This is a genomic window from Streptomyces sp. NPDC048278, assembly GCF_040652195.1.
Classification (GTDB): domain Bacteria; phylum Actinomycetota; class Actinomycetes; order Streptomycetales; family Streptomycetaceae; genus Streptomyces.
The window spans coordinates 147745-167455 of sequence record NZ_JBEZLP010000021.1 but is presented as its reverse complement, the minus strand read 5'-3'; the positions used below and the strand labels follow the sequence as shown (position 1 = coordinate 167455).

The 19711-nt window shown below is 72.0% G+C and carries 21 protein-coding genes; 17 read left to right on the top strand and 4 right to left on the bottom strand.

Going from position 1 to position 19711, the window contains the following annotated elements:
- The first annotated feature begins 94 nt into the window (after window positions 1-94).
- The 12 genes from AB0D74_RS31465 to AB0D74_RS31410 all read left to right on the top strand — a co-directional run bounded on the left by AB0D74_RS31465 (window position 95) and on the right by AB0D74_RS31410 (window position 13866).
- Window positions 95-1783, top strand: a complete 1689-nt coding sequence (locus AB0D74_RS31465) for a CTP synthase (RefSeq protein WP_362594558.1) — start codon at window positions 95-97, stop codon at window positions 1781-1783.
- A gap of 84 nt (window positions 1784-1867) precedes the next feature.
- Window positions 1868-2494: an NUDIX hydrolase gene (locus AB0D74_RS31460; protein WP_362594526.1), complete on the top strand. Its 627-nt coding sequence runs from the start codon at window positions 1868-1870 to the stop codon at window positions 2492-2494.
- Window positions 2495-2689: 195 nt separating this feature from the next.
- Entirely contained in the window at window positions 2690-4765 is a 2076-nt protein-coding gene (locus AB0D74_RS31455) for a tetratricopeptide repeat protein (RefSeq protein WP_362594524.1), read from the top strand.
- 135 nt (window positions 4766-4900) lie between these two features.
- Window positions 4901-6025, top strand: a complete 1125-nt coding sequence (gene ald / locus AB0D74_RS31450; RefSeq protein WP_362594522.1) for an alanine dehydrogenase — start codon at window positions 4901-4903, stop codon at window positions 6023-6025.
- Window positions 6026-6430: 405 nt separating this feature from the next.
- On the top strand, window positions 6431-7558 hold the full coding sequence (locus AB0D74_RS31445) for a ParA family protein (protein ID WP_351962411.1): 1128 nt from the start codon (window positions 6431-6433) through the stop codon (window positions 7556-7558).
- Entirely contained in the window at window positions 7543-8145 is a 603-nt protein-coding gene (locus AB0D74_RS31440) for a hypothetical protein (protein ID WP_362594520.1), read from the top strand. Before AB0D74_RS31445 ends, AB0D74_RS31440 begins: the two co-directional genes overlap by 16 nt.
- Before the next feature lie 18 nt (window positions 8146-8163).
- Window positions 8164-9261 (top strand): segregation/condensation protein A, encoded by a 1098-nt coding sequence (locus AB0D74_RS31435; RefSeq protein ID WP_362594518.1) that lies wholly within the window; start codon window positions 8164-8166, stop codon window positions 9259-9261.
- Window positions 9258-9908, top strand: coding sequence for an SMC-Scp complex subunit ScpB (scpB, locus tag AB0D74_RS31430; RefSeq protein WP_362594516.1), 651 nt, complete (start codon window positions 9258-9260; stop codon window positions 9906-9908). The genes AB0D74_RS31435 and scpB overlap by 4 nt, the downstream gene beginning before the upstream one ends.
- 11 nt (window positions 9909-9919) lie before the next feature.
- Window positions 9920-11044 carry a pseudouridine synthase gene (locus AB0D74_RS31425; protein WP_362594514.1) on the top strand — a complete coding sequence of 375 codons (1125 nt, stop codon included), beginning with the start codon at window positions 9920-9922 and terminating at the stop codon, window positions 11042-11044.
- Window positions 11045-11364: 320 nt separating this feature from the next.
- A complete protein-coding gene (locus AB0D74_RS31420) occupies window positions 11365-12084 on the top strand; it encodes an NUDIX domain-containing protein (RefSeq protein ID WP_362594512.1) in 720 nt (239 codons plus the stop codon).
- Window positions 12081-13103: an ADP-ribosylglycohydrolase family protein gene (locus AB0D74_RS31415; protein ID WP_362594510.1), complete on the top strand. Its 1023-nt coding sequence runs from the start codon at window positions 12081-12083 to the stop codon at window positions 13101-13103. Before AB0D74_RS31420 ends, AB0D74_RS31415 begins: the two co-directional genes overlap by 4 nt.
- A 4-nt stretch (window positions 13104-13107) precedes the next feature.
- Window positions 13108-13866: a nucleotidyltransferase domain-containing protein gene (locus tag AB0D74_RS31410; protein ID WP_362594508.1), complete on the top strand. Its 759-nt coding sequence runs from the start codon at window positions 13108-13110 to the stop codon at window positions 13864-13866.
- Here AB0D74_RS31410 and AB0D74_RS31405 read toward each other — a convergent pair.
- The 4 genes from AB0D74_RS31405 to AB0D74_RS31390 are packed head-to-tail and all read right to left on the bottom strand — an operon-like array spanning window position 13792 to window position 16344.
- Entirely contained in the window at window positions 13792-14535 is a 744-nt protein-coding gene (locus AB0D74_RS31405; RefSeq protein WP_362594506.1) for a nucleotidyltransferase domain-containing protein, read from the bottom strand. The genes AB0D74_RS31410 and AB0D74_RS31405 overlap by 75 nt on opposite strands.
- 23 nt (window positions 14536-14558) lie before the next feature.
- On the bottom strand, window positions 14559-15047 hold the full coding sequence (locus tag AB0D74_RS31400; RefSeq protein WP_362594504.1) for a Rieske (2Fe-2S) protein: 489 nt from the start codon (window positions 15045-15047) through the stop codon (window positions 14559-14561).
- Window positions 15044-15628, bottom strand: a complete 585-nt coding sequence (locus tag AB0D74_RS31395) for a DUF6529 family protein (protein WP_362594502.1) — start codon at window positions 15626-15628, stop codon at window positions 15044-15046. The genes AB0D74_RS31400 and AB0D74_RS31395 overlap by 4 nt, the downstream gene beginning before the upstream one ends.
- A gap of 29 nt (window positions 15629-15657) precedes the next feature.
- Window positions 15658-16344 carry a hypothetical protein gene (locus tag AB0D74_RS31390; protein WP_362594500.1) on the bottom strand — a complete coding sequence of 229 codons (687 nt, stop codon included), beginning with the start codon at window positions 16342-16344 and terminating at the stop codon, window positions 15658-15660.
- Window positions 16345-16468: 124 nt separating this feature from the next.
- Here AB0D74_RS31390 and AB0D74_RS31385 point away from each other — a divergent pair, with 124 nt between their 5' ends.
- The 5 genes from AB0D74_RS31385 to AB0D74_RS31365 all read left to right on the top strand — a co-directional run bounded on the left by AB0D74_RS31385 (window position 16469) and on the right by AB0D74_RS31365 (window position 19643).
- Window positions 16469-16642, top strand: a complete 174-nt coding sequence (locus AB0D74_RS31385; protein ID WP_362594498.1) for a hypothetical protein — start codon at window positions 16469-16471, stop codon at window positions 16640-16642.
- A 131-nt stretch (window positions 16643-16773) separates the two neighbouring features.
- Window positions 16774-17136, top strand: coding sequence for a chorismate mutase (aroH, locus tag AB0D74_RS31380; protein ID WP_362594496.1), 363 nt, complete (start codon window positions 16774-16776; stop codon window positions 17134-17136).
- Window positions 17133-18218 (top strand): prephenate dehydrogenase, encoded by a 1086-nt coding sequence (locus tag AB0D74_RS31375; RefSeq protein ID WP_362594494.1) that lies wholly within the window; start codon window positions 17133-17135, stop codon window positions 18216-18218. The genes aroH and AB0D74_RS31375 overlap by 4 nt, the downstream gene beginning before the upstream one ends.
- A 97-nt stretch (window positions 18219-18315) precedes the next feature.
- A complete protein-coding gene (gene cmk, locus AB0D74_RS31370) occupies window positions 18316-19002 on the top strand; it encodes a (d)CMP kinase (protein ID WP_362594492.1) in 687 nt (228 codons plus the stop codon).
- Window positions 19003-19055: 53 nt separating this feature from the next.
- Window positions 19056-19643 (top strand): lysophospholipid acyltransferase family protein, encoded by a 588-nt coding sequence (locus AB0D74_RS31365; protein WP_362594556.1) that lies wholly within the window; start codon window positions 19056-19058, stop codon window positions 19641-19643.
- Window positions 19644-19711: the final 68 nt, after the last annotated feature.

Sequence of the window (19711 nt, the reverse complement as noted above, 5' to 3'; positions counted from 1 at the left end):
ACCCCCGAACCGCAGCGACGGCACCACCCCGGAAACTCCAGGACGGCAGCCGTACCGCACGACAGACCGCGACCACGGGAGCCCCCTCTTGGCCATGCCGCCGCATGCTTTTAAAAACAGCGCAGCTACGACGACCAAGCACATCTTCGTCACCGGGGGTGTCGCCTCCTCGCTCGGCAAGGGCCTGACGGCCTCCAGCCTGGGCATGCTGCTCAAGGCCCGGGGCCTGCGCGTCGTGATGCAGAAGCTCGACCCGTACCTGAACGTCGACCCGGGCACGATGAACCCCTTCCAGCACGGTGAGGTGTTCGTCACCAACGACGGTGCCGAGACCGACCTGGACATCGGCCACTACGAGCGTTTCCTTGACCGCGACCTGGACGGCTCCGCCAACGTCACCACGGGTCAGGTCTACTCGACGGTGATCGCCAAGGAGCGGCGCGGCGAGTACCTGGGCGACACGGTCCAGGTCATCCCGCACATCACCAACGAGATCAAGCACCGCATCCGCCGCATGGCCACCGACGAGGTCGACGTGGTCATCACCGAGGTCGGCGGCACGGTCGGCGACATCGAGTCGCTGCCGTTCCTGGAGACCGTCCGCCAGGTCCGGCACGAGGTCGGCCGGGACAACGTCTTCGTGGTGCACATCTCGCTCCTGCCGTACATCGGCCCGTCCGGCGAGCTGAAGACCAAGCCCACCCAGCACTCCGTGGCCGCCCTGCGGAACATCGGTATCCAGCCCGACGCGATCGTGCTGCGCTGCGACCGCGAGGTGCCCACCGCCATCAAGCGCAAGATCTCGCTGATGTGCGACGTCGACGAGGCCGCGGTCGTGGCCTGCCCGGACGCCCGGTCGATCTACGACATCCCGAAGACCGTGCACGGCGAGGGCCTGGACGCCTACGTCGTCCGCAAGCTGGACCTGCCGTTCCGCGATGTGGACTGGCGGACCTGGGACGACCTGCTCGACCGCGTCCACAACCCGGACCACGAGATCACCCTCGCGCTGGTCGGCAAGTACATCGACCTGCCCGACGCCTACCTCTCGGTCACCGAGGCGCTGCGGGCCGGCGGCTTCGCCAACAAGGCCCGCGTGAAGATCAAGTGGGTGACGTCGGACGACTGCCGGACCCCGGCGGGCGCGGCGGCCCAGCTCGCCGACGTCGACGGCATCTGCATCCCCGGCGGCTTCGGCGACCGCGGTGTGCTCGGCAAGGTCGGCGCCATCCGTTTCGCCCGCGAGAACCGGATCCCGCTGCTCGGCCTCTGCCTGGGCCTGCAGTGCATCGTGATCGAGGCCGCCCGCAACCTGGCCGGCATCCCGGACGCCAACTCCACCGAGTTCGACTCCGCCACCGGCCACCCGGTCATCTCCACCATGGCCGAGCAGCTGGACATCGTGGCCGGTGAGGGCGACATGGGCGGCACCATGCGCCTGGGCATGTACCCGGCGAAGCTGGCCGAGGGCTCCATCGTGCGCGAGGTCTACGACGGCAAGGAGTACGTCGAGGAGCGGCACCGGCACCGCTACGAGGTCAACAACGCCTACCGCGGGGAGCTGGAGAAGAAGGCCGGTCTGCAGTTCTCCGGCACCTCCCCGGACGGCAAGCTCGTCGAGTACGTCGAGTACCCGCGCGACGTCCACCCCTACCTGGTCGCCACCCAGGCGCACCCGGAGCTGCGGTCCCGCCCGACCCGCCCGCACCCGCTCTTCGCGGGCCTGGTGAAGGCAGCGGTCGCGCGTCAGCAGGGCGCCGTGGAGCAGGAGAATTCGAAGTAACACACCAGTTGTACGGTGGCCGGGGTGCATACCTTCAAAGGTGCGCACCCCGGTTTTCCTCCTGTACGTCCGGAAGGGTTCGGCATGACGATCAAGGACACCCCCGAGGAGTGGGAGATCCGCGCGACGGAGACCCCTTTCGTGGGCAACAAGACCTCCGTCCGCACCGACGAGGTGGTCATGCCCGACGGCTCCGTGGTCCGCCGCGACTACCAGGTCCACCCCGGCTCGGTGGCCATCCTGGCCCTCGACGAGGCGGACCGGGTGCTGCTCATCCGCCAGTACCGGCACCCGGTCCGGCAGAAGCTCTGGGAGATCCCGGCCGGCCTGCTCGACATCCCCGGCGAGAACCCGCTGCACGCCGCCCAGCGCGAGCTGTACGAGGAGGCGCACGTCAAGGCCGAGGACTGGCGGGTGCTGACCGACCTGTACACCACCCCCGGCGGCTGCGACGAGGCGGTGCGGATCTTCCTCGCCCGGGACCTGTCCGAGGCCGAGGGGGAGCGCTTCGAGACCGAGCACGAGGAGATCGACCTGGAGTACGCGCGCGTGCCGGTCGACGAGCTGGTCCGCCTGGTGCTCGCCGGCGACGTGCACAACAACTGCCTCGTGACCGGTGTCCTCTCGCTGGTCGCCGCCCGCACGGGCGACGGCCTCGACGCGCTGCGCCCGGCCGACGCGCCCTGGCCGGCCCGCCCCTTCGAGGCCTGAACCCGTCCTCCGGTGTCCTGAACCCGCCCTCCTGGGGTACCGGTGTGACCATCGCCTGATCCGATCGGGCGATGCGCCCGCCGTGCTCCGCCGGGAACGTCCGCGCACGTGAACTAGGCTCGACGCGATTGAGCCGAAACGCCCGAACCGGAGCCCCGGCGGGCCTGCGTATGCGGTGGGACGGGAGTGTGGCCCGTGACGGATCAGGCGGTGGACACAGGCGGCGTACGGCGTTCGGCGCCCGCGGCCACGGACGACCGGTTCCTGGGCCGTACAAGGGAGTTGAAGGAGCTGCGCGCCGACATCGAGCGCGCGGGCCTGGACACCATCGCCGGCCGCAAGGCCCCCCGCGCGCGGGTCCTGCTGATCGCCGGCAGACCCGGCTCCGGCCGCACCGCCCTCGCCGCGGAACTCGTCCGGCAGGTCGCCCCCGGCTACCCCGACGGGGTACTGCGTGCCCGCCTCTCCGAGCCCGACGGCACCCCGGTCCCCGTCGAGCGCACCGCCCGCGACCTGCTCACCGCCCTGCGGCTGCCCACCCCGCCCGGCGCCGCCGCGGACGACCTCACCCACGCCCTGCGCACCGCCCTCGCCCAGCGCCGGATGCTGCTCCTCCTCGACGACGCGCCCGGCGCCGAAGAGGTCGACGTGCTGCTCCCCGAGAGCCCGGACTGCCTGGCCGTCGTCGTCTCCGGCGGCCCGCTCACCGGGATCTCGGACGTCCGCCCCTGCACCCTGGGCGGCCTCGACACCAAGTCGGCCGTGGAACTGCTCAGCCGGCACACCGGCTCGGTCCGCATCACCGTCGACCCCCGGTCCGCCGAGTCGCTGGTCGAGGCGTGCCAGGCGCAGCCGGCCGCGCTCGCCCTGGCCGGCGGCTGGCTCGCCGCCCGCCCCCAGACGGCCGTCTCCGACCTCGCCAAGCGGCTGCACGCGGAGCCGGACGACGCGACCGCGCTGGCCCGGGTCTTCCGGTTCGCGCACGACCAGCTGCCGGACCGCTCCGCGCGGATACTGCGCCTCCTCAGCCTGGCCCCGGCCGGCCTGGCCGACCCGCACACCGCCTCCGCCCTGGCCGGCTGCTCGGTCGACACCGCCCGCACCACCCTGGACGAGCTGGTCCGCCACGGCCTGCTGCACCCCGTGGGCTCCCCGCTGCCCCAGTACGAGGTCCCCGGCTGCCTGCACCCGCTGCTCCTGCTGCTCGCCGAGAGCCACGAGCGGGCCGGCGAGCTGCAACTGGCCCGCGCCCGGATGCTGGAGCGCACGGTCCGGCTGCTGCAGTCCTGCCGGGCGATCACCGAGACGGACAACCCGCAGGCCCGCGAGAAGCTCCAGGCCCTGCCGCGGGAGCTGCGCTTCCCCACCCCCCGGGCCGCCGCCGACTGGCTGCGCGTACGGCGCCCGGCGCTGCTGGCCGCCGCCCGCGCTGCGGTCGCCGACGGTGAGCTCGACACGCTGGCCCGCCGCCTGATGGCGCAGCTGGTCAAGGCCATGGTGGCGCACCTCGGCACCCAGGCCGCGGCCCCCGACCTGTACGGCATCCACGGGCTCGTCCTCGACGTCGCCCGGCGCCGCGAGCTGCCCCGCGAGCAGGCCGCCGCGCTCCTGAACCTCGGCGACCTGGACGCGCAGACCGGACGGACGACCGACGCGTTGGTGCGATATCGGTCGGCTTTGGCCGCCGGACGCAGCGCAAATGACCCGTACGCGACCGGTCGCGCAATGGAATCCGTAGGTGGCACCTACCAGGAGCTGGGGGACTACGACCGGGCGGCCGACTGGTTCGGCCGTGCCCTCGCCGAGCGACTGGCCCGCGGCGAGCGTACCGAGGCGGCCCGGCTCTACGGCCGTATCGCCGGCGCGCACACCTACGCGGGCCGCTACGGCGAGGCGCTGCGGGCGTGGCGGGCGGCCGTTTCCGGCCACCGCAAGAACGGCGATGTGCCCGCGCAGGCAAGGGCGTTGAGCGAGCTGGCCCGGGTCCAGGAGTACGCGGGACGGCCCGAGGAGTCGCTGCGCACCTGCCAGGAGGCGGTGGAGTGGGCGCGCCGCGCCGAGGACGTCCGGCTGCAGGCCGCGCTCCAGCTGCGGCTCGCCGACACGCTGGAGCGCCTCGGCGACTCCACCGCCGCGAGCCTGCACCGCTCGGCCGCCGAGCGCATGCTGGGGGAGGAGCCGCCGGACCTCTTCGGGCACGCGGAACCCGACTCCGACCCGGAACACGGCGCTAACGCCTGCGAAATCCGTAGTGCATCCGGCGAAGATTGATGCAATGAAAGGCTAGACAGTCGGAACACCTTCATTAAACTGGCTCTGCCGTCGGTTCTTCCGCGGTGTCTCCTGGTATGCCGCCGCATGCCGGGTATGTGCGTCTATGCCCCCACACCCTCTGAGCCAAGGACCGTGATCCACGTGAAGGTCGGCATCCCCCGCGAGGTCAAGAACAACGAGTTCCGGGTGGCCATCACCCCGGCCGGCGTGCACGAGCTGGTGCGCCACGGCCACCAGGTCGTCGTCGAGCGCGGCGCGGGCCTCGGCTCGTCGATCCCGGACGACGAGTACGTCTCCGCCGGTGCCACGATCCTGGACACCGCCGACGAGGTGTGGGCCACCGCCGACCTGCTGCTGAAGGTCAAGGAGCCGATCGCGGAGGAGTACCACCGCCTCCGCAAGGACCAGACCCTCTTCACCTACCTGCACCTGGCCGCGTCCAAGGAGTGCACGGACGCCCTCCTGGAGTCCGGCACCACGGCGATCGCCTACGAGACCGTCGAGCTGCCCAGCCGCGCGCTCCCGCTGCTCGCCCCCATGTCCGAGGTCGCGGGCCGGCTCGCCCCGCAGGTCGGTGCCTACCACCTGATGCGTGCCGCCGGCGGCCGTGGCGTCCTGCCCGGCGGTGTCCCGGGCGTGCTGCCCGCCAAGGCCGTCGTCATCGGCGGCGGCGTCTCCGGCTGGAACGCCGTGCAGATCGCCATCGGCATGGGCTTCGACGTGACCCTGCTCGACCGCGACATCAACAAGCTGCGCGAGGCCGACCGGATCTTCGGCACCAAGGTCAAGGCCGTCATGTCCAACGCCTTCGAGCTGGAGAAGGCCTGCCTGGAGGCCGACCTCGTGGTCGGCGCCGTGCTCATCCCGGGCGCCAAGGCCCCCAAGCTCGTCACCAACGAGCTGGTCTCCCGCATGAAGCCGGGAAGTGTCCTTGTCGACATCGCGATCGACCAGGGCGGCTGCTTCGAGGACTCCCGCCCCACCACGCACGCCGAGCCGACCTTCAAGGTCCACGGGTCGGTCTTCTACTGCGTCGCCAACATGCCCGGCGCGGTGCCCAACACCTCCACCTACGCGCTCACCAACGCCACGCTCCCGTACATCGTCTCGCTCGCGGACAACGGCTGGGCCGAGGCGCTGCGCCGCGACGCCGCGCTCGCCAAGGGCCTCAACACCCATGACGGCAAGGTGGTCTACAAGGAGGTCGCCGAGGCGCACGGCCTGGAGCACGTGGACCTCGACACGCTCATCGGCTGACCCGGCCCGGACGAGCAAGTCACCTTTTCGTAAAGGCGATACGTCAACAAGCCGCGTCAAGCGCGCACATCCGGCCGGACCTTGCCCGACAAGGTCCGGCCGGATGTGTGTATGGTCACTTTGCGACTTGCGGTCAACTCGCCTCGAACGTAACCCTTCGACCGATTCGCACACCGGTGAAACCTGCTGTGCGACGGCCGTACGCCCTTGACAGCGGGATGTTTCATTGCCGACACATCCTGCCGGGTCCGGCGGATTGTGTTGCTGCGAACGCCCGACACGCCATAGAGTCGCCAACCGTCGGCATAGTGCCACGCTGACCTGTCTAGAAGTTTCCTGGTCACCAAGGAGGTAAGACGACTTGTGAATGAGTCGACATTTTCTCCCGGGGGTGGTCAACCAGGAATGCCGGTACGGGACCAGGGTCCCGCGGGGTTCGAGGCTGTCGGCTCCGTCGCGGTGCGTACCTTCGCAGCAGCCCGGACTCCGCTGACCACGCGGACAGCACACCAGAGCATGGATGGCCATCACGTGAACGCCATGGCCGGCGACGGAAGTGGCGCGCCCCACAACCAATTCGCCGACTACGACGAACTGCCCGACGGGCACTTCTACGACCCCGACGCCGAGTACGAGCCCGATCCGGAGTACGCGGCCACGCTCGCGCCCGACGCGGCCCGCCAGCGCCGCGAGCGCGTCGGCCCGACCGGGCGCCCGCTCCCGTACTTCCCGATCCCGGGCCCGGTGACCAGTCACGGCCCCGCGACGATCATCGCGATGTGCAACCAGAAGGGCGGCGTCGGCAAGACCACGTCGACCATCAACCTGGGTGCCGCGCTCGCGGAGTACGGCCGCCGGGTGCTGCTCGTGGACTTCGACCCGCAGGGCGCGCTGTCGGTCGGTCTCGGCGTCAACCCGATGGAGCTCGACCTCACCGTCTACAACCTGCTCATGGAGCGGGGCATGGCGGCCGACGAGGTCCTCCTGAAGACCGCGGTCCCCAACATGGACCTGCTGCCTTCCAACATCGACCTGTCGGCCGCCGAGGTCCAGCTGGTCTCCGAGGTGGCCCGCGAGTCGACGCTGCAGCGCGCCCTGAAGCCGCTGCTGCCCGACTACGACTACATCGTGATCGACTGTCAGCCTTCGCTCGGCCTGCTCACGGTCAACGCGCTGACGGCCGCTCACAAGGTGATCGTGCCGCTGGAGTGCGAGTTCTTCGCGCTGCGTGGTGTCGCCCTGCTGACCGAGACCATCGAGAAGGTCCAGGAGCGGCTCAACCCGGAGCTGGAGCTCGACGGCATCCTCGCCACGATGTACGACTCGCGCACGGTCCACAGCCGTGAGGTGCTGGCCCGTGTGGTCGAGGCGTTCGACGACCACGTCTACCACACGGTCATCGGCCGCACGGTCCGCTTCCCGGAGACCACGGTCGCCGGCGAGCCGATCACCACGTACGCCTCCAACTCCGTCGGTGCCGCCGCCTATCGCCAGCTCGCCAGGGAGGTGCTCGCCCGGTGTCACGCCGAGTGAGTCTGCCCGGGGCCGACGAACTGTTCCGTACGACCGGGGGGATGGCGCTGCAGCCGTCCACCCCCAGGCGCCCGGCCAACGGCGAGGCCCGGGTGCCGGCTCCCGCGTCTCCCGTGGGGGAGCACCACGACGACGCGGCCGAGGCCGCCGAGGACGCGCCCCAGTCGGTGCCCGTGCAGGGCGGCGACGGGGAGGGTGCGGAGCATGTGGCGGCGGAGGCCGAGCCGGCCGACGCCGGGGAGTCCCGCAACCGCTCGGCGGCGGCCACGGTGGCGCCCTCCGGGCCGCGCCGGCCGCCGGCGCAGGAAGCTTCCGGCGTCGACGCCCAGGGCCAGCCGCGCAAGCGCGGGGGCAGGGCGCCGGCGCGGCGGCCCAGCGGGCGGGAGCGGCACGACGAGAAGATCACCGTGTACGTCTCCGCCGAGGAGCTGATGGACCTGGAGCACGCCCGACTCGTGCTCCGGGGCGAGCACGGGCTGGCCGTGGACCGGGGCCGGATCGTCCGCGAGGCGGTCGCCGTGGTCCTCGCCGACCTGGAGTCCCGCGGGGACGCGAGCATCCTCGTACGACGGCTGCGCGGGCGGTAGGGGTAGCCTGCGGGGGCTATGACCTCGAACGACGCATCTGTCCCCGCCGCCGGCGGCCGTCGCCGTGCGCTGGGGAGGGGGCCGGGGGGTGCGCCTCCGCCTCCGGTGCCGGAAGAGGTGCCCTCGGCCGACGGGGGGCCGTCCTCGGCCGAGGCTGGGTCTCCGGTCGCGCCCGGTGGTGCGTTGCGCCCACCCGTTCCGCCCAGCGGAACGCCTGCCCACAACGCAGGGGCGCGTGAAGAAGAGCTCGGCGCTGCCGAAGTCCCCGACGGTGTCTTCAAGGTTCGGCTCGCCAACTTCGAGGGGCCCTTCGACCTGCTCCTCCAGCTGATCTCGAAGCACAAGATGGACGTCACCGAGGTCGCGCTGTCCAAGGTGACCGATGAGTTCATGGCGCACATCCGGGCCATGGGGCCGGACTGGGACCTGGACCAGACGACCGAGTTCCTCGTCGTGGCCGCCACGCTGCTCGACCTGAAGGCCGCCCGGCTGCTGCCCGCCGCCGAGGTGGAGGACGAGGCCGACCTGGCGTTGCTGGAGGCCCGGGACCTGTTGTTCGCGCGGCTGCTGCAGTACCGGGCGTACAAACAGATCGCCGACATCTTCAACCGGCGCCTGGACGACGAGGCCCGCCGCTGGCCCCGGACCGTCGGCCTGGAACCGCACCTCGCCGAGCTGCTGCCCGAGGTCGTCATCAGCATCGGTCCCGAGGGGTTCGCCAAGCTCGCCGTCAAGGCGATGCAGCCCAGGCCCAAGCCGCAGGTGTACGTCGACCACATCCACGCCCCGCTGGTCAGCGTGCAGGAGCAGGCCCAGATCGTGGTGGCGCGGCTGCGGGAGCTGGGCGAGGCCAGCTTCCGGGTGCTCGTCGAGGACACCGACAACACGCTCACCGTCGTGGCCCGTTTCCTCGCCCTCCTGGAGCTGTACCGGGAGAAGGCCGTCGCCCTCGACCAGGAGACCGCCCTCGGGGATCTGATCGTGCGGTGGACCGGCGGTGACACGGAGGCCCAGCCGGCGGTGACCGACGAGTTCGACCGGCCGCCCGAACCGCCCAAGGACGAGCGGCCCAAGGACGAGCGGCCCGACGAGCGGCCCAAGGAGGAGAAGGCGTGAGCGAGGAGACCACGGAGCTGCCGGCGGGGCTGCGGCCCGTCGCCGAGCTCGATCTCAAGCCGGCCCTGGAGGCGGTCCTCATGGTCGTCGACGAGCCCGCCACCGTCGAGCACCTGTCCAAACTCCTGGAGCGGCCGAAGCAGACGGTCACGAAGGCGCTGCGAGCGCTGGCCGACGAGTACACCGCCCAGGGCCGCGGCTTCGAGCTGCGGTTCGTCGCGGGCGGCTGGCGCTTCTACACCCGCGCCGAGTTCGCGCCCGCCGTCGAGCGGCTGGTCCTGGAGGGGCAGACCGCCCGGCTGACCCAGGCCGCCCTGGAGACCCTCGCGGTCGTCGCGTACCGCCAGCCGGTCAGCCGCAGCCGGGTCTCGGTCGTCCGCGGAGTCAACTGCGACGGTGTGATGCGCACCCTGCTCCAGCGCGGGCTGGTCGAGGAGGCGGGCGCGGAACCCGAAACAGGTGCGATCCTGTACAGGACGACGAACTACTTCCTGGAGCGGATGGGCCTGCGCGGCCTGGACGAGCTCCCGGAGCTCGCGCCCTTCCTCCCGGAGGCGGAGGCGATCGAGGCCGAGACCCAGGAGGGCGTGCCGTCGTTCGATCCGGACGCACCCGATGCGCCGGACGCAGACGACGCAGACGACTAGACGGAAAATTGATGCGAAGCAGCAGCGGCAGGAACAGCAGCGGAAACAACGGCGGGAGCCGTGGTGGCAACAGCGGCGGCCGCGGCGGGAGCAGCGGCGGGCGCGGTAACCACCGCGGCGCCGGGAACGACCGCGACGACAAGCAGGGCGCCGGCCGGCCCAAGAAGCCGCGCCCGGAGGAGCGGCGCTACGACGTGGGCCCCGGCGCCACCCAGGACGGCCCGAAGTCGGGCCGCGGCGCCTCGGCGCGCGGCGGCGCCAAGGGCGGCCCCCGGCAGGGGCAGGGCACCGGACGCGGCCGTACGGCCCCGGCCAGCTCCCGTGAGTACGACGCGCGGGCCGAGGAGCGCAACCGGGAGCGGTACGCGGGCAAGCCGGACGTGAAGCTCCCCAAGACCTTCCCGGGCGCCGAGCAGGAGGGCGAGCGGCTGCAGAAGATCCTCGCCCGCGCGGGCTACGGCTCGCGGCGCGCCTGCGAGGAGCTGATCGAGCAGGCCCGTGTCGAGGTCAACGGCGAGATCGTCCTGGAGCAGGGCAAGCGCGTCGACCCGGAGAAGGACGAGGTGCGCGTCGACGGGCTGACCGTCGCCACGCAGTCGTACCAGTTCTTCTCGCTGAACAAGCCGGCCGGTGTCGTCTCCACCATGGAGGACCCGGACGGGCGGCAGTGCCTCGGCCACTACGTCACCAACCGGGAGACCCGGCTCTTCCACGTGGGGCGGCTCGACACCGAGACCGAGGGCGTCATCCTGCTCACCAACCACGGCGAGCTGGCGCACCGGCTGACCCACCCCAAGTACGGCGTGAAGAAGACCTACCTCGCGCACATCGTGGGGCCGATCCCGCGCGACCTGGGCAAGAAGCTCAAGGACGGCATCCAGCTGGAGGACGGGTACGCGCGCGCGGACCACTTCCGGGTCGTCGAGCAGACCGGCAAGAACTACCTGGTCGAGGTCACCCTGCACGAGGGCCGCAAGCACATCGTGCGGCGCATGCTGGCGGAGGCCGGGTTCCCGGTCGACAAGCTGGTGCGGGTCGCCTTCGGGCCGATCACCCTCGGCGACCAGAAGTCGGGCTGGCTGCGCCGCCTGTCCAACACCGAGGTCGGGATGCTCATGAAGGAAGTCGACCTCTAGATCCCACTGGATCCCACTGGATCCCACTGGATCCCACTGGATCCCACTGGATCCCACTGGATCCCACTGGATCCCACTGGATCCCACTGGATCCCACAGGCCCGCGAACCCCGTGAGGGTGCGTGCACGGCCTTCTGGCGGCCGGTCCCGGGCACTCCGGGACTGGCCGCCGTCGTATCCGGGAACGGGGCTCCATCGGCCACTGAGAGCTCGTGCGCTGGGTAGTGAGCACTCCGGAGGGGTTGCCCGACGACCCGCGGGCTCTTTATAGTCGTCCCGACTATTACTGTTGTCGATCATCGAGGGGGGTGGACGGGCGCATGCAGGGCTACGACAAGTACGCCTTCGAACCCTTCGCCGTCACCGTCGACCTCGCCGTCCTCACCCTCCGCGCCGGTGTCCTGCATGTGCTGCTCGTCGAGCGCGGGCAGGAGCCGTACGCCGGACAGTGGGCGCTGCCCGGCGGCTTCCTGCTGCCGCGGGAGTCGGCCGAGACGGCGGCCCGGCGGGAACTCGCCGAGGAGACCGGACTGTCGGACGTGTCCGGGCTGCACCTGGAGCAGCTGCGGACCTACAGCGGGCCGGACCGCGACCCGAGGATGCGGGTCGTCTCCGTCGCCTTCACCGCGCTGCTGCCCGACGCCCCCGAGCCGCACGGCGGCGGTGACGCGGCCCAGGCGCGCTGGCTGCCGTACGACCCGGGCAGACCGCTCGCCTTCGACCACGAGCGGATCCTCGCCGACGCCCACGAACGGGTCGGCGCGAAGCTGGAGTACAGCTGCCTCGCCACCGCCTTCTGCCCGCCCGAGTTCACGCTCGGCGAGCTGCAGCACGTCTACGAGACCGTGTGGGGCGTCGCACTGGACCGCCCCAACTTCCGCCGCAAGGTGCTCGCCACCCCCGGCTTCGTCGAACCCGTCCCCGGCGCCGCCCGGCTGACCGGAGGCCGCGGCAAACCGGCCGCCCTCTACCGCGCGGGCACCGCCACCGCGCTGCACCCGCCCCTGCTCCGCCCGTCCCGGGAAGGACGCCCCGCATGACCACGAACATCGGCGACAAGCGCGCCGCCACCGGCTCCCTGATCGGCCTCGCCCTCGGGGACGCGCTCGGCTTCCCCACCGAGTTCAACGACGTGCCGTCGATCGTCGCCAAGTCCGGACCATGGCGGGAGATGGGCCTGCCGAGGCCGGCCGTCGTCTCGGACGACACCCAGATGACCCTCGCCGTCGGGCGTGCGGTACGCACCGCCATGGACCGCGGAGTGCTCGCGCCCGAGCACCTGGAGCGGCCGTTGCGCGACGAGTTCGTGGCCTGGTACGAGTCGCCGGACAACAACCGGGCGCCGGGCAACACCTGCCTGCGCGCCTGCGCGCTCCTGAAGGACGAGAGCCGGGCCTGGCAGGACGCCAGCCAGATCGACTCCAAGGGCTGCGGGGCCAACATGCGGGTCGCGCCCCTCGGGCTCGCGCCGGGACTGAGCGACGAACAGCGCGCCGGGGCCGGCCAGTTGCAGGCCGCGCTCACCCACGGCCACCCCACCGCCCTGGCCGCCTCCGACCTCACCGTGCGCGCCGTGCACCTGCTCGCGCAGGGGGCCGAACCGGACGGGCTCGTCGAGCAGTTGCGGTCGTACGCCGGCGAGAACCGCAGCCGCTACCACCAGACCTGGCTCGGCGACCTGTGGACGCGCAGCCAGGACGCGACCGCCGAGGCGTTCATATCGCGCGGCTGGGACGAGTGCCTGGCGATCCTCGACCGGCTCCGGGAGGCCGTGCGCACCGCCTCGCCGGAGGCCGACCCGTGCCTGGCCACCGGCGCCGGCTGGATCGCCGAGGAGGCCCTGGCGACCGGTCTGCTCTGCTTCCTGCTCTTCCCCGACGAGCCGCTGCTCGCGCTGCGCCGGGCCGCCTGTTCCTCCGGCGACTCGGACTCGATCGCCTGCCTCGCCGGGGCCTTCGCGGGCGCCCGGCTGGGCGCGGACGCCTGGCCGACGGAGTGGGCCGACCGGATCGAGTACGGGGGCGACCTGCTGACCCTGGGCGCGCTCTGGGACGCTTGAGCCCATGATCGACGACCTTGATCCGGACCTCGACCTGGCGCCCGTCGTCGCGGAGCAGCCCGACCCCCTGCTGTTCGCGACCGTCTCCGGCGCGCACCTGTACGGCTTCCCGTCCCGCGACTCCGACCTGGACCTGCGGGGCGTCCACCTGCTGCCCGCCGCCGACCTGGTCGGGCTGCGCGAGCCGGAGGAGACCCGCTCGAAGACCTGGGTGCGCTACGGCGTCGAGATGGACCTCGTCACCCACGACCTGCGCAAGTTCGCCCGGCTGATGCTGCGCCGCAACGGCTATGTGCTGGAACAGCTCCTGTCGCCGCTCGTCGTGCACACCGGCGACACGCACCGCGAGCTGGCCGCGCTCGCCCCGGGCGTGCTCACCGGCCACCACGCCCACCACTACCGGGGTTTCGCGGTCACCCAGTGGCGGCTGTTCGAGAAGACCGGCGAACTCAAGCCGCTGCTCTACACCTTCCGGGTGCTGCTCACCGGCATCCACCTGATGCGCAGCGGCGAGGTGCAGGCCCATCTGCCCACGCTCCTCGGCGAGGTCCCCGAGGCCCCCGCCCACCTGCCCGAGCTGATCGCCGCCAAGGCCGAGCAGGAGCATGGCACGGCCGAGGTCGGACACGCGCGCGTGGAGGCCGACGTGGAGCGGCTGCACGTCCTGCTCGACGAGGCGCAGGACGGCTCAGCGCTGCCCGACGCGCCCCGTGTGCACGACGCCCTGCACGACCTGGTGATCCGCGTGCGTCTGGAGGGCTGAGTCCCGGCGCGCCCGGAAGACGAAGTCGGCCACGCGCGCGTGGTCCGGCTCCGCCGGGAGCGGGCTGCCGGACAGGGCCCGCTCGGTCTCCGCGGCGAGCCGGGCCATCCGGGACTCGACCTCCGCCCAGGAGACCTCGCCCCGCTTCACCGCCAGGAACTCCGCGCGCCGGTCGCCGACGTCGATCGTCAGCTCGCCGGTGCGCAGCAGGTCGCGGGCGCTCGTCAGGAGCCGCAGCAGGTGCATCGCGTGCTTCCAGCGCGGTGCGCCGTGCGTCCGGACGTCGGCGTCGAGCTTGCGGCGCTGGCCGAGGGCGTAGCGGGTGAAGGTGTCGTGGGCGCGCCGGGAGAGGAAGGCGCCGCGCAGGGCGAGCAGTTCGCGGCCCGTGGCGTCGAGGCGCTCGACCAGCGGCGAGTGCAGGCACTCCAGGATGTTCGGGTTGGCCCGCAGCGCCAGCTCGCAGAACCGCTCCAGCTCCCAGGAGAACTGCTCCTCGCCCGGCCCCTCGACATGCGTGGGCGGCTTCTCGAAGCCCCAGAACAGGGGGGTGGGGGCGAGGAACACACCCCGGCGGTCGGTGTCGCTGTCCTCGGTGGCCAGACCGAAGGCCCGCGACCCCATGACACAGGCGTAGATCGTGTGGTCGCGTACCAGGTCCTCGGGCTGCATGTCCGGGAGCGTACGGGGGCCGGTCAGCCCAGGGTGATCGAATTTCCGGTCACCGTGATCGACTCGGCCGGCAGCGGCCTCGTCGCCGGGCCGTGGGCGACCGAGCCGTCGGCGATGTGGAACTTGCTGCCGTGGCAGGGACAGTCGATGGTGCCGTCCACCACCTGGCTCACGGTGCAGCCCTCGTGCGTGCAGATCGCCGAGAAGGCCTTGAACTCGCCCTTCGCCGGCTGGGTCACCACGATCTTCTGGTCCTTGAAGATCGTGCCGCCGCCCTCGGGGATGTCACTCGTCTGCGCCAGCGCCTTCCCGGCAGCCGCGCTCGCAGAACCGGAGGCGGACGATCCGGCGGTGGGCGACGCCTCGGACGCGGTCGGCGCCTCGGACGCGGTGGGCGTCCCGGACGCGGTGGAGGAGCTGTTGCCGTTGTTGCTGCCGCAGCCCACGCAGGTCGCGGCGAGCGCCGCGGTACCCGTCGTGAGCATGGTGCGCCGAGTGGAGCCGTCGGTCATGTCGTCACCCCGAACGTGCGGAAGAACCAGAATGCGGACGTCAGCCAGACGAGCGTGAGCACGGCGAACACCAGCCCACCGACGATCGGCAGCAGCCAGCCAGGGAGTCGCTCCCAGCGGAGCAGCAGCATCTTGGCACTGAAAACACCGAAGAAGAAGCAACCCAGGATGGAGTGCCACAAAACGCGTGTTTCGTACGTCTGATAGCCCAACGCGTAGAGGCAGTGCACCGCCACGGGGACGGCGACCAGGAAGGCGATCCGTCCCGACCAGCGGTGCAGTCCCGAGGCCCAGCGCGGTCCCGGCAGCCTGCCGTACAGCATCAGGGCGGAGACCAGCTGGACGAGCGCGAAGAAGAGCGCGACCGAGGCCAGCCACGACTTCCCCGCGAACGTGCTGCTGAAGGCGCCGAGGCCGAAGACGTGCCCGGTCGGGTGGTGGACCCTGCCGTACACGCCGAGGGCGACCGCGACCGCGCCGGCCACCAGGACGGGGACGAGATAGCGGGCGGGGTGCGGGCTGTGGCGGTTCGGCTCCTGCGGCGGCCAGCTCTGGGTGGCGGCGTTCGGGTCGACGGTCATGGTCGGCTCCCTCGGGTCACGGCCGGATGTCAGGGGAGAGCCGGGGTCGCCGTCAGCGGCTGTCCGTCCACCGTCACGGCGCCGGTCTCCGGGTCGATGCGGGGTGCGGACGAAGGCGTGCCCTCGCGGTCGACGATGCCCACCTGGCGGCCGTCGGCGAGCACGATCCAGCCGCCTTCGACCTTCGCCCCGCGCACGGTCGCCGCAGCCCGGTACAGGCCAGACCCCTTGACGGCCTTCGGGGCGGTGAAGGCGTAGTGGCCGCCGTCCAGGTCGACGGTCCCGCGGATGCGGCTGCCGTCCCGCAGCGTGCCGTCCAGCGCGGCGCCGTGGCTGCCGGTCAGCCTCATACTGCCGTCGGGTCGCACCGGGCCCTTGAGCCAGGACTCCTTGCTGCGCCCGTCGCAGAAGTAAGCGATCGCCCTCCCGTCGCGGACCGAGACGGCGACGGAGGACGAGTCGTCATCGGTGCGTCCGGCGTAGGAGGCATCGGCGATCTTCGACGACGACGGCGACGACGGCGACGACGGCGACGACGGGGGCGGCGACGGAGCCGGTGCCGGGGCCGCCGTGCTGCTCGTGGGCGTCGGACTCGCCGGCTTCTCCTGGTCCGACGACGAGGCGTTCCTCGTCCCCGCCGTCGCGTCGAGCGTCAGAGTGAGCAGGCCGAGCAGCAGACCCGCGAGCAGGGTCAGCAACGGACCGGGGCGTTTCATGACAGACCTCCCCGAGGCGGGACTGCCTGTCATCAGAGCGGACCGGCGGGCCCGGCGTAAAGAGGCGCACGGGGGCGTATCACCCCAAGTAGCGGAATTGGTTCATACGCGTGACATTGGGGCCATGGCAGGCAACGACCTTGAAAACATACTCGGCAGCCTCCTCGGCGACGACGGCGAGGGCGCCGGGAGGCTGACCACACTGATCGGCGCGATGAGCCACGGCCAGGGCGGGGGCTCGCTCGGCGGGCTCCTGGAGACCCTCGCGAAGTCCGCTCCGGCGGCCCGGAAGGACTAGAAGGCCGGAAGGACCGGAAGAGCCCCGGGGCCCGAGGCGCGTCTCAGCGGGCGGGCACGGTGCACCGGCCTGGCGGCGGGCTGACTAGGCTGGACGGACCAAGACGCCGACGTCAGAACAGGAGCAGCGCCGTGGCGGTACGAGCGGTCCGGGGGGCGGTCCAGCTGGAGCGGGACGAAGCCGGCCACATGGACGAGCAGGTCGGAGCGCTGCTCACGGCCATCCTGGAGCGGAACGGTCTGACCGGCGACGACCTGATCAGCATCTGGTTCACGGCCACCCCCGACCTGCACAGCGACTTCCCGGCGGCGGCGGCGCGCAAGCTCGGCATCGTCGACGTGCCGCTGATCTGCGCCCAGGAACTGGACATCGCGGGCGCCATGCCCCGCGTCGTACGGATACTCGCGCACATCGAGTCCGACCGGCCGCGCGCCGACATCACCCACGTCTACCTCGGCGCCGCGGCAGCCCTGCGCAAGGACATCGCCCAGTGAGAACCGCGCTCGTCATCGGCACGGGTCTCATCGGTACGTCCGCCGCGCTCGCCCTCGCCCAGCGGGGTGTCGTCGTCCACCTCGCCGACCACGACCCCGAGCAGGCCCGCACCGCGGCAGCGCTCGGCGCCGGGACCGACGTCACCCCGGCGGGCCCCGTCGACCTCGCGATCGTCGCCGCCCCGCCCGCCCATGTCGCCGCCGTCCTCGCGGACGCGATGAGCCGAGGCCTGGCCCGCGGCTACATCGACGTGGCCAGCGTCAAGGGCGGCCCGCGCCGGGAGCTGGAGGCCCGCGGCCTCGACCTGTCGGCGTACATCGGCACGCACCCCATGTCCGGCCGGGAGAAGTCCGGGCCGCTGGCGGCCACCGCCGACCTCTTCGAGGGCCGGCCCTGGGTGCTCACCCCCACCCGGGACACCGACACCGAGGTGCTGAACCTCGCCCTGGAGCTGGTCTCGCACTGCCGGGCCCTGCCCGTCGTCATGGACGCCGACGCCCACGACCGCGCGGTGGCCCTGGTCTCCCACATGCCCCACCTGGTCTCCAGCATGGTCGCGGCCCGCCTGGAGCACGCCGACGAGTCGGCCGTCCGGCTCTGCGGACAGGGCATCCGGGACGTCACCCGGATCGCCGCCTCCGACCCCCGGATGTGGATCGACATCCTCTCCGCGAACCCCGGCCCGGTCGCCGACCTGCTCGCCGACGTCTCCGCCGACCTCGACGGGACGGTCCGCGCCCTGCGCGCCCTGCAGTCCGCGGACGAGGAGAAGCGGCGCGAGGGCGGCGAGGGCATCGAGGACATGCTGCGCCGCGGCAACGCCGGCCAGGTGCGGGTGCCCGGCAAGCACGGCTCGGCGCCGCGGGCGTACGAGGTCGTGGCGGTGCTCATCGACGACCAGCCCGGCCAGCTGGCCCGGATCTTCGCCGACGCCGGTGCGGCCGGCGTCAACATCGAGGACGTACGGATCGAGCACGCGACCGGTCAGCAGGCCGGCCACGTCCAGCTCTGGGTGGAGCCGAAGGCGGTGCCGGTGCTCACGTCGGCGCTGCGGGACCGGGGCTGGGCGCTGCGCCAGTAGGCCTGAGAACGGCGGTCCCGGGGGCCGGTAACCTTGTGCGGGGGCGCACCGTCGCCCGTACCCCACCCACCACCCTGCACCCGGAAGGTCTCCCCCCGTGGAAAACGGCGCCGTAAAGCCCGTGATTGTCGCGATCGACGGCCCCTCGGGCACCGGCAAGTCGAGCACGTCCAAGGCCGTGGCCGAGCAGCTCGGCCTCAGCTACCTGGACACCGGCGCCCAGTACCGGGCGATCACCTGGTGGATGGTGACCAGCGGCATCGACCTCACCGACCCGACCGCGATCGCCGCGGTGGCCGGCAAGCCGGAGATCGTCTCGGGCACCGACCCGGTCAAGCCGACGATCACCGTCGACGGCGTGGACGTCTCCGGCCCGATCCGCACCGAGGAGGTCACCTCCAAGGTCAGCGCGGTCAGCGCGGTGCCGGAGGTGCGGACCAGGATCAGTGAGCTGCAGCGGTCGCTGGCCCGTGCCGCCGCGGACGGCATTGTCGTCGAGGGCCGGGACATCGGCACCACCGTGCTGCCCGACGCCGACCTGAAGGTCTTCCTCACCGCCTCCCCGGAGGCCCGCGCGGCCCGCCGCAGCGGTGAGCTGAAGGGCGCCGACGTCAACGCCACCCGCGAGGCCCTGGTCAAGCGGGACGCGGCCGACTCGACCCGCAAGACCTCGCCGCTCGCCAAGGCGGGCGACGCCGTCGAGGTGGACACCACCGAGCTGACGCTGGCCCAGGTCATCGAGTGTGTCGTCACCCTCGTCGAGGAGAAGCGGGCCGGGAAGTGAGCCTTCCGTCACAGCGCGGCGCCGAGACCGGGCGCCGCATCGGGGTCGGCCTGATGTACGGCCTGTGGAAGCCGCGCGTGCTCGGCGCCTGGAAGGTGCCCGCGCAGGGCCCGGCGATCCTCGCCGTGAACCACTCCCACAACATCGACGGGCCGATGGTCATGGGCGTGGCGCCCCGGCCGACGCACTTCCTCATCAAGAAGGAGGCGTTCGTCGGCCCGCTCGACCCGTTCCTGACCCGGATCGGGCAGCTGAAGGTGGACCGCCAGTCCACCGACCGCGCGGCGGTCACCCGGGCGCTCGGCGTCCTGGAGGCCGGGGGAGTGCTCGGCATATTCCCCGAGGGCAGCCGCGGCGACGGCGACTTCGCCGCGCTCCGCGCGGGCCTCGCCTACTTCGCGGTGCGCTCCGGGGCGCCGATCGTCCCGGTGGCCGTGCTGGGCAGCGCCGAGCGCCGCGGACGGCTGGTCAAGGGGCTGCCCCCGCTGCGCGCCCGCGTCGACGTCGTCTTCGGCGACCCCTTCGAGGCGGGCGACGGCACCGGCCGGCGCACCCGCACGGCCCTGGACGAGGCCACCGAGCGCATCCAGAAGCAGCTCGCCGGCCACCTGGAAAACGCCAGGCGTCTGACCGGACGCTAGGCGACACTGAGTAGTGGATCAGCCGCATCGCTTTCTGCGGCCGATCCACCGATCACCACGATGAACGA

Excerpts from the sequence above, each read along its gene's own strand:
- AB0D74_RS31400 (WP_362594504.1), bottom strand. The coding sequence starts at position 15,047 with ATGACCGACGGCTCCACTCGGCGCACCATGCTCACGACGGGTACCGCG.
- AB0D74_RS31420 (WP_362594512.1), top strand. The coding sequence starts at position 11,365 with ATGCAGGGCTACGACAAGTACGCCTTCGAACCCTTCGCCGTCACCGTC.
- AB0D74_RS31385 (WP_362594498.1), top strand. The coding sequence starts at position 16,469 with ATGGCAGGCAACGACCTTGAAAACATACTCGGCAGCCTCCTCGGCGAC.
- AB0D74_RS31365 (WP_362594556.1), top strand. The coding sequence starts at position 19,056 with ATGTACGGCCTGTGGAAGCCGCGCGTGCTCGGCGCCTGGAAGGTGCCC.
- AB0D74_RS31445 (WP_351962411.1), top strand. The coding sequence starts at position 6,431 with ATGCCGGTACGGGACCAGGGTCCCGCGGGGTTCGAGGCTGTCGGCTCC.
- AB0D74_RS31435 (WP_362594518.1), top strand. The coding sequence starts at position 8,164 with ATGACCTCGAACGACGCATCTGTCCCCGCCGCCGGCGGCCGTCGCCGT.
- AB0D74_RS31415 (WP_362594510.1), top strand. The coding sequence starts at position 12,081 with ATGACCACGAACATCGGCGACAAGCGCGCCGCCACCGGCTCCCTGATC.
- AB0D74_RS31465 (WP_362594558.1), top strand. The coding sequence starts at position 95 with ATGCCGCCGCATGCTTTTAAAAACAGCGCAGCTACGACGACCAAGCAC.
- AB0D74_RS31395 (WP_362594502.1), bottom strand. The coding sequence starts at position 15,628 with ATGACCGTCGACCCGAACGCCGCCACCCAGAGCTGGCCGCCGCAGGAG.
- AB0D74_RS31390 (WP_362594500.1), bottom strand. The coding sequence starts at position 16,344 with ATGAAACGCCCCGGTCCGTTGCTGACCCTGCTCGCGGGTCTGCTGCTC.
- AB0D74_RS31425 (WP_362594514.1), top strand. The coding sequence starts at position 9,920 with ATGCGAAGCAGCAGCGGCAGGAACAGCAGCGGAAACAACGGCGGGAGC.
- AB0D74_RS31410 (WP_362594508.1), top strand. The coding sequence starts at position 13,108 with ATGATCGACGACCTTGATCCGGACCTCGACCTGGCGCCCGTCGTCGCG.
- AB0D74_RS31460 (WP_362594526.1), top strand. The coding sequence starts at position 1,868 with ATGACGATCAAGGACACCCCCGAGGAGTGGGAGATCCGCGCGACGGAG.
- AB0D74_RS31405 (WP_362594506.1), bottom strand. The coding sequence starts at position 14,535 with ATGCAGCCCGAGGACCTGGTACGCGACCACACGATCTACGCCTGTGTC.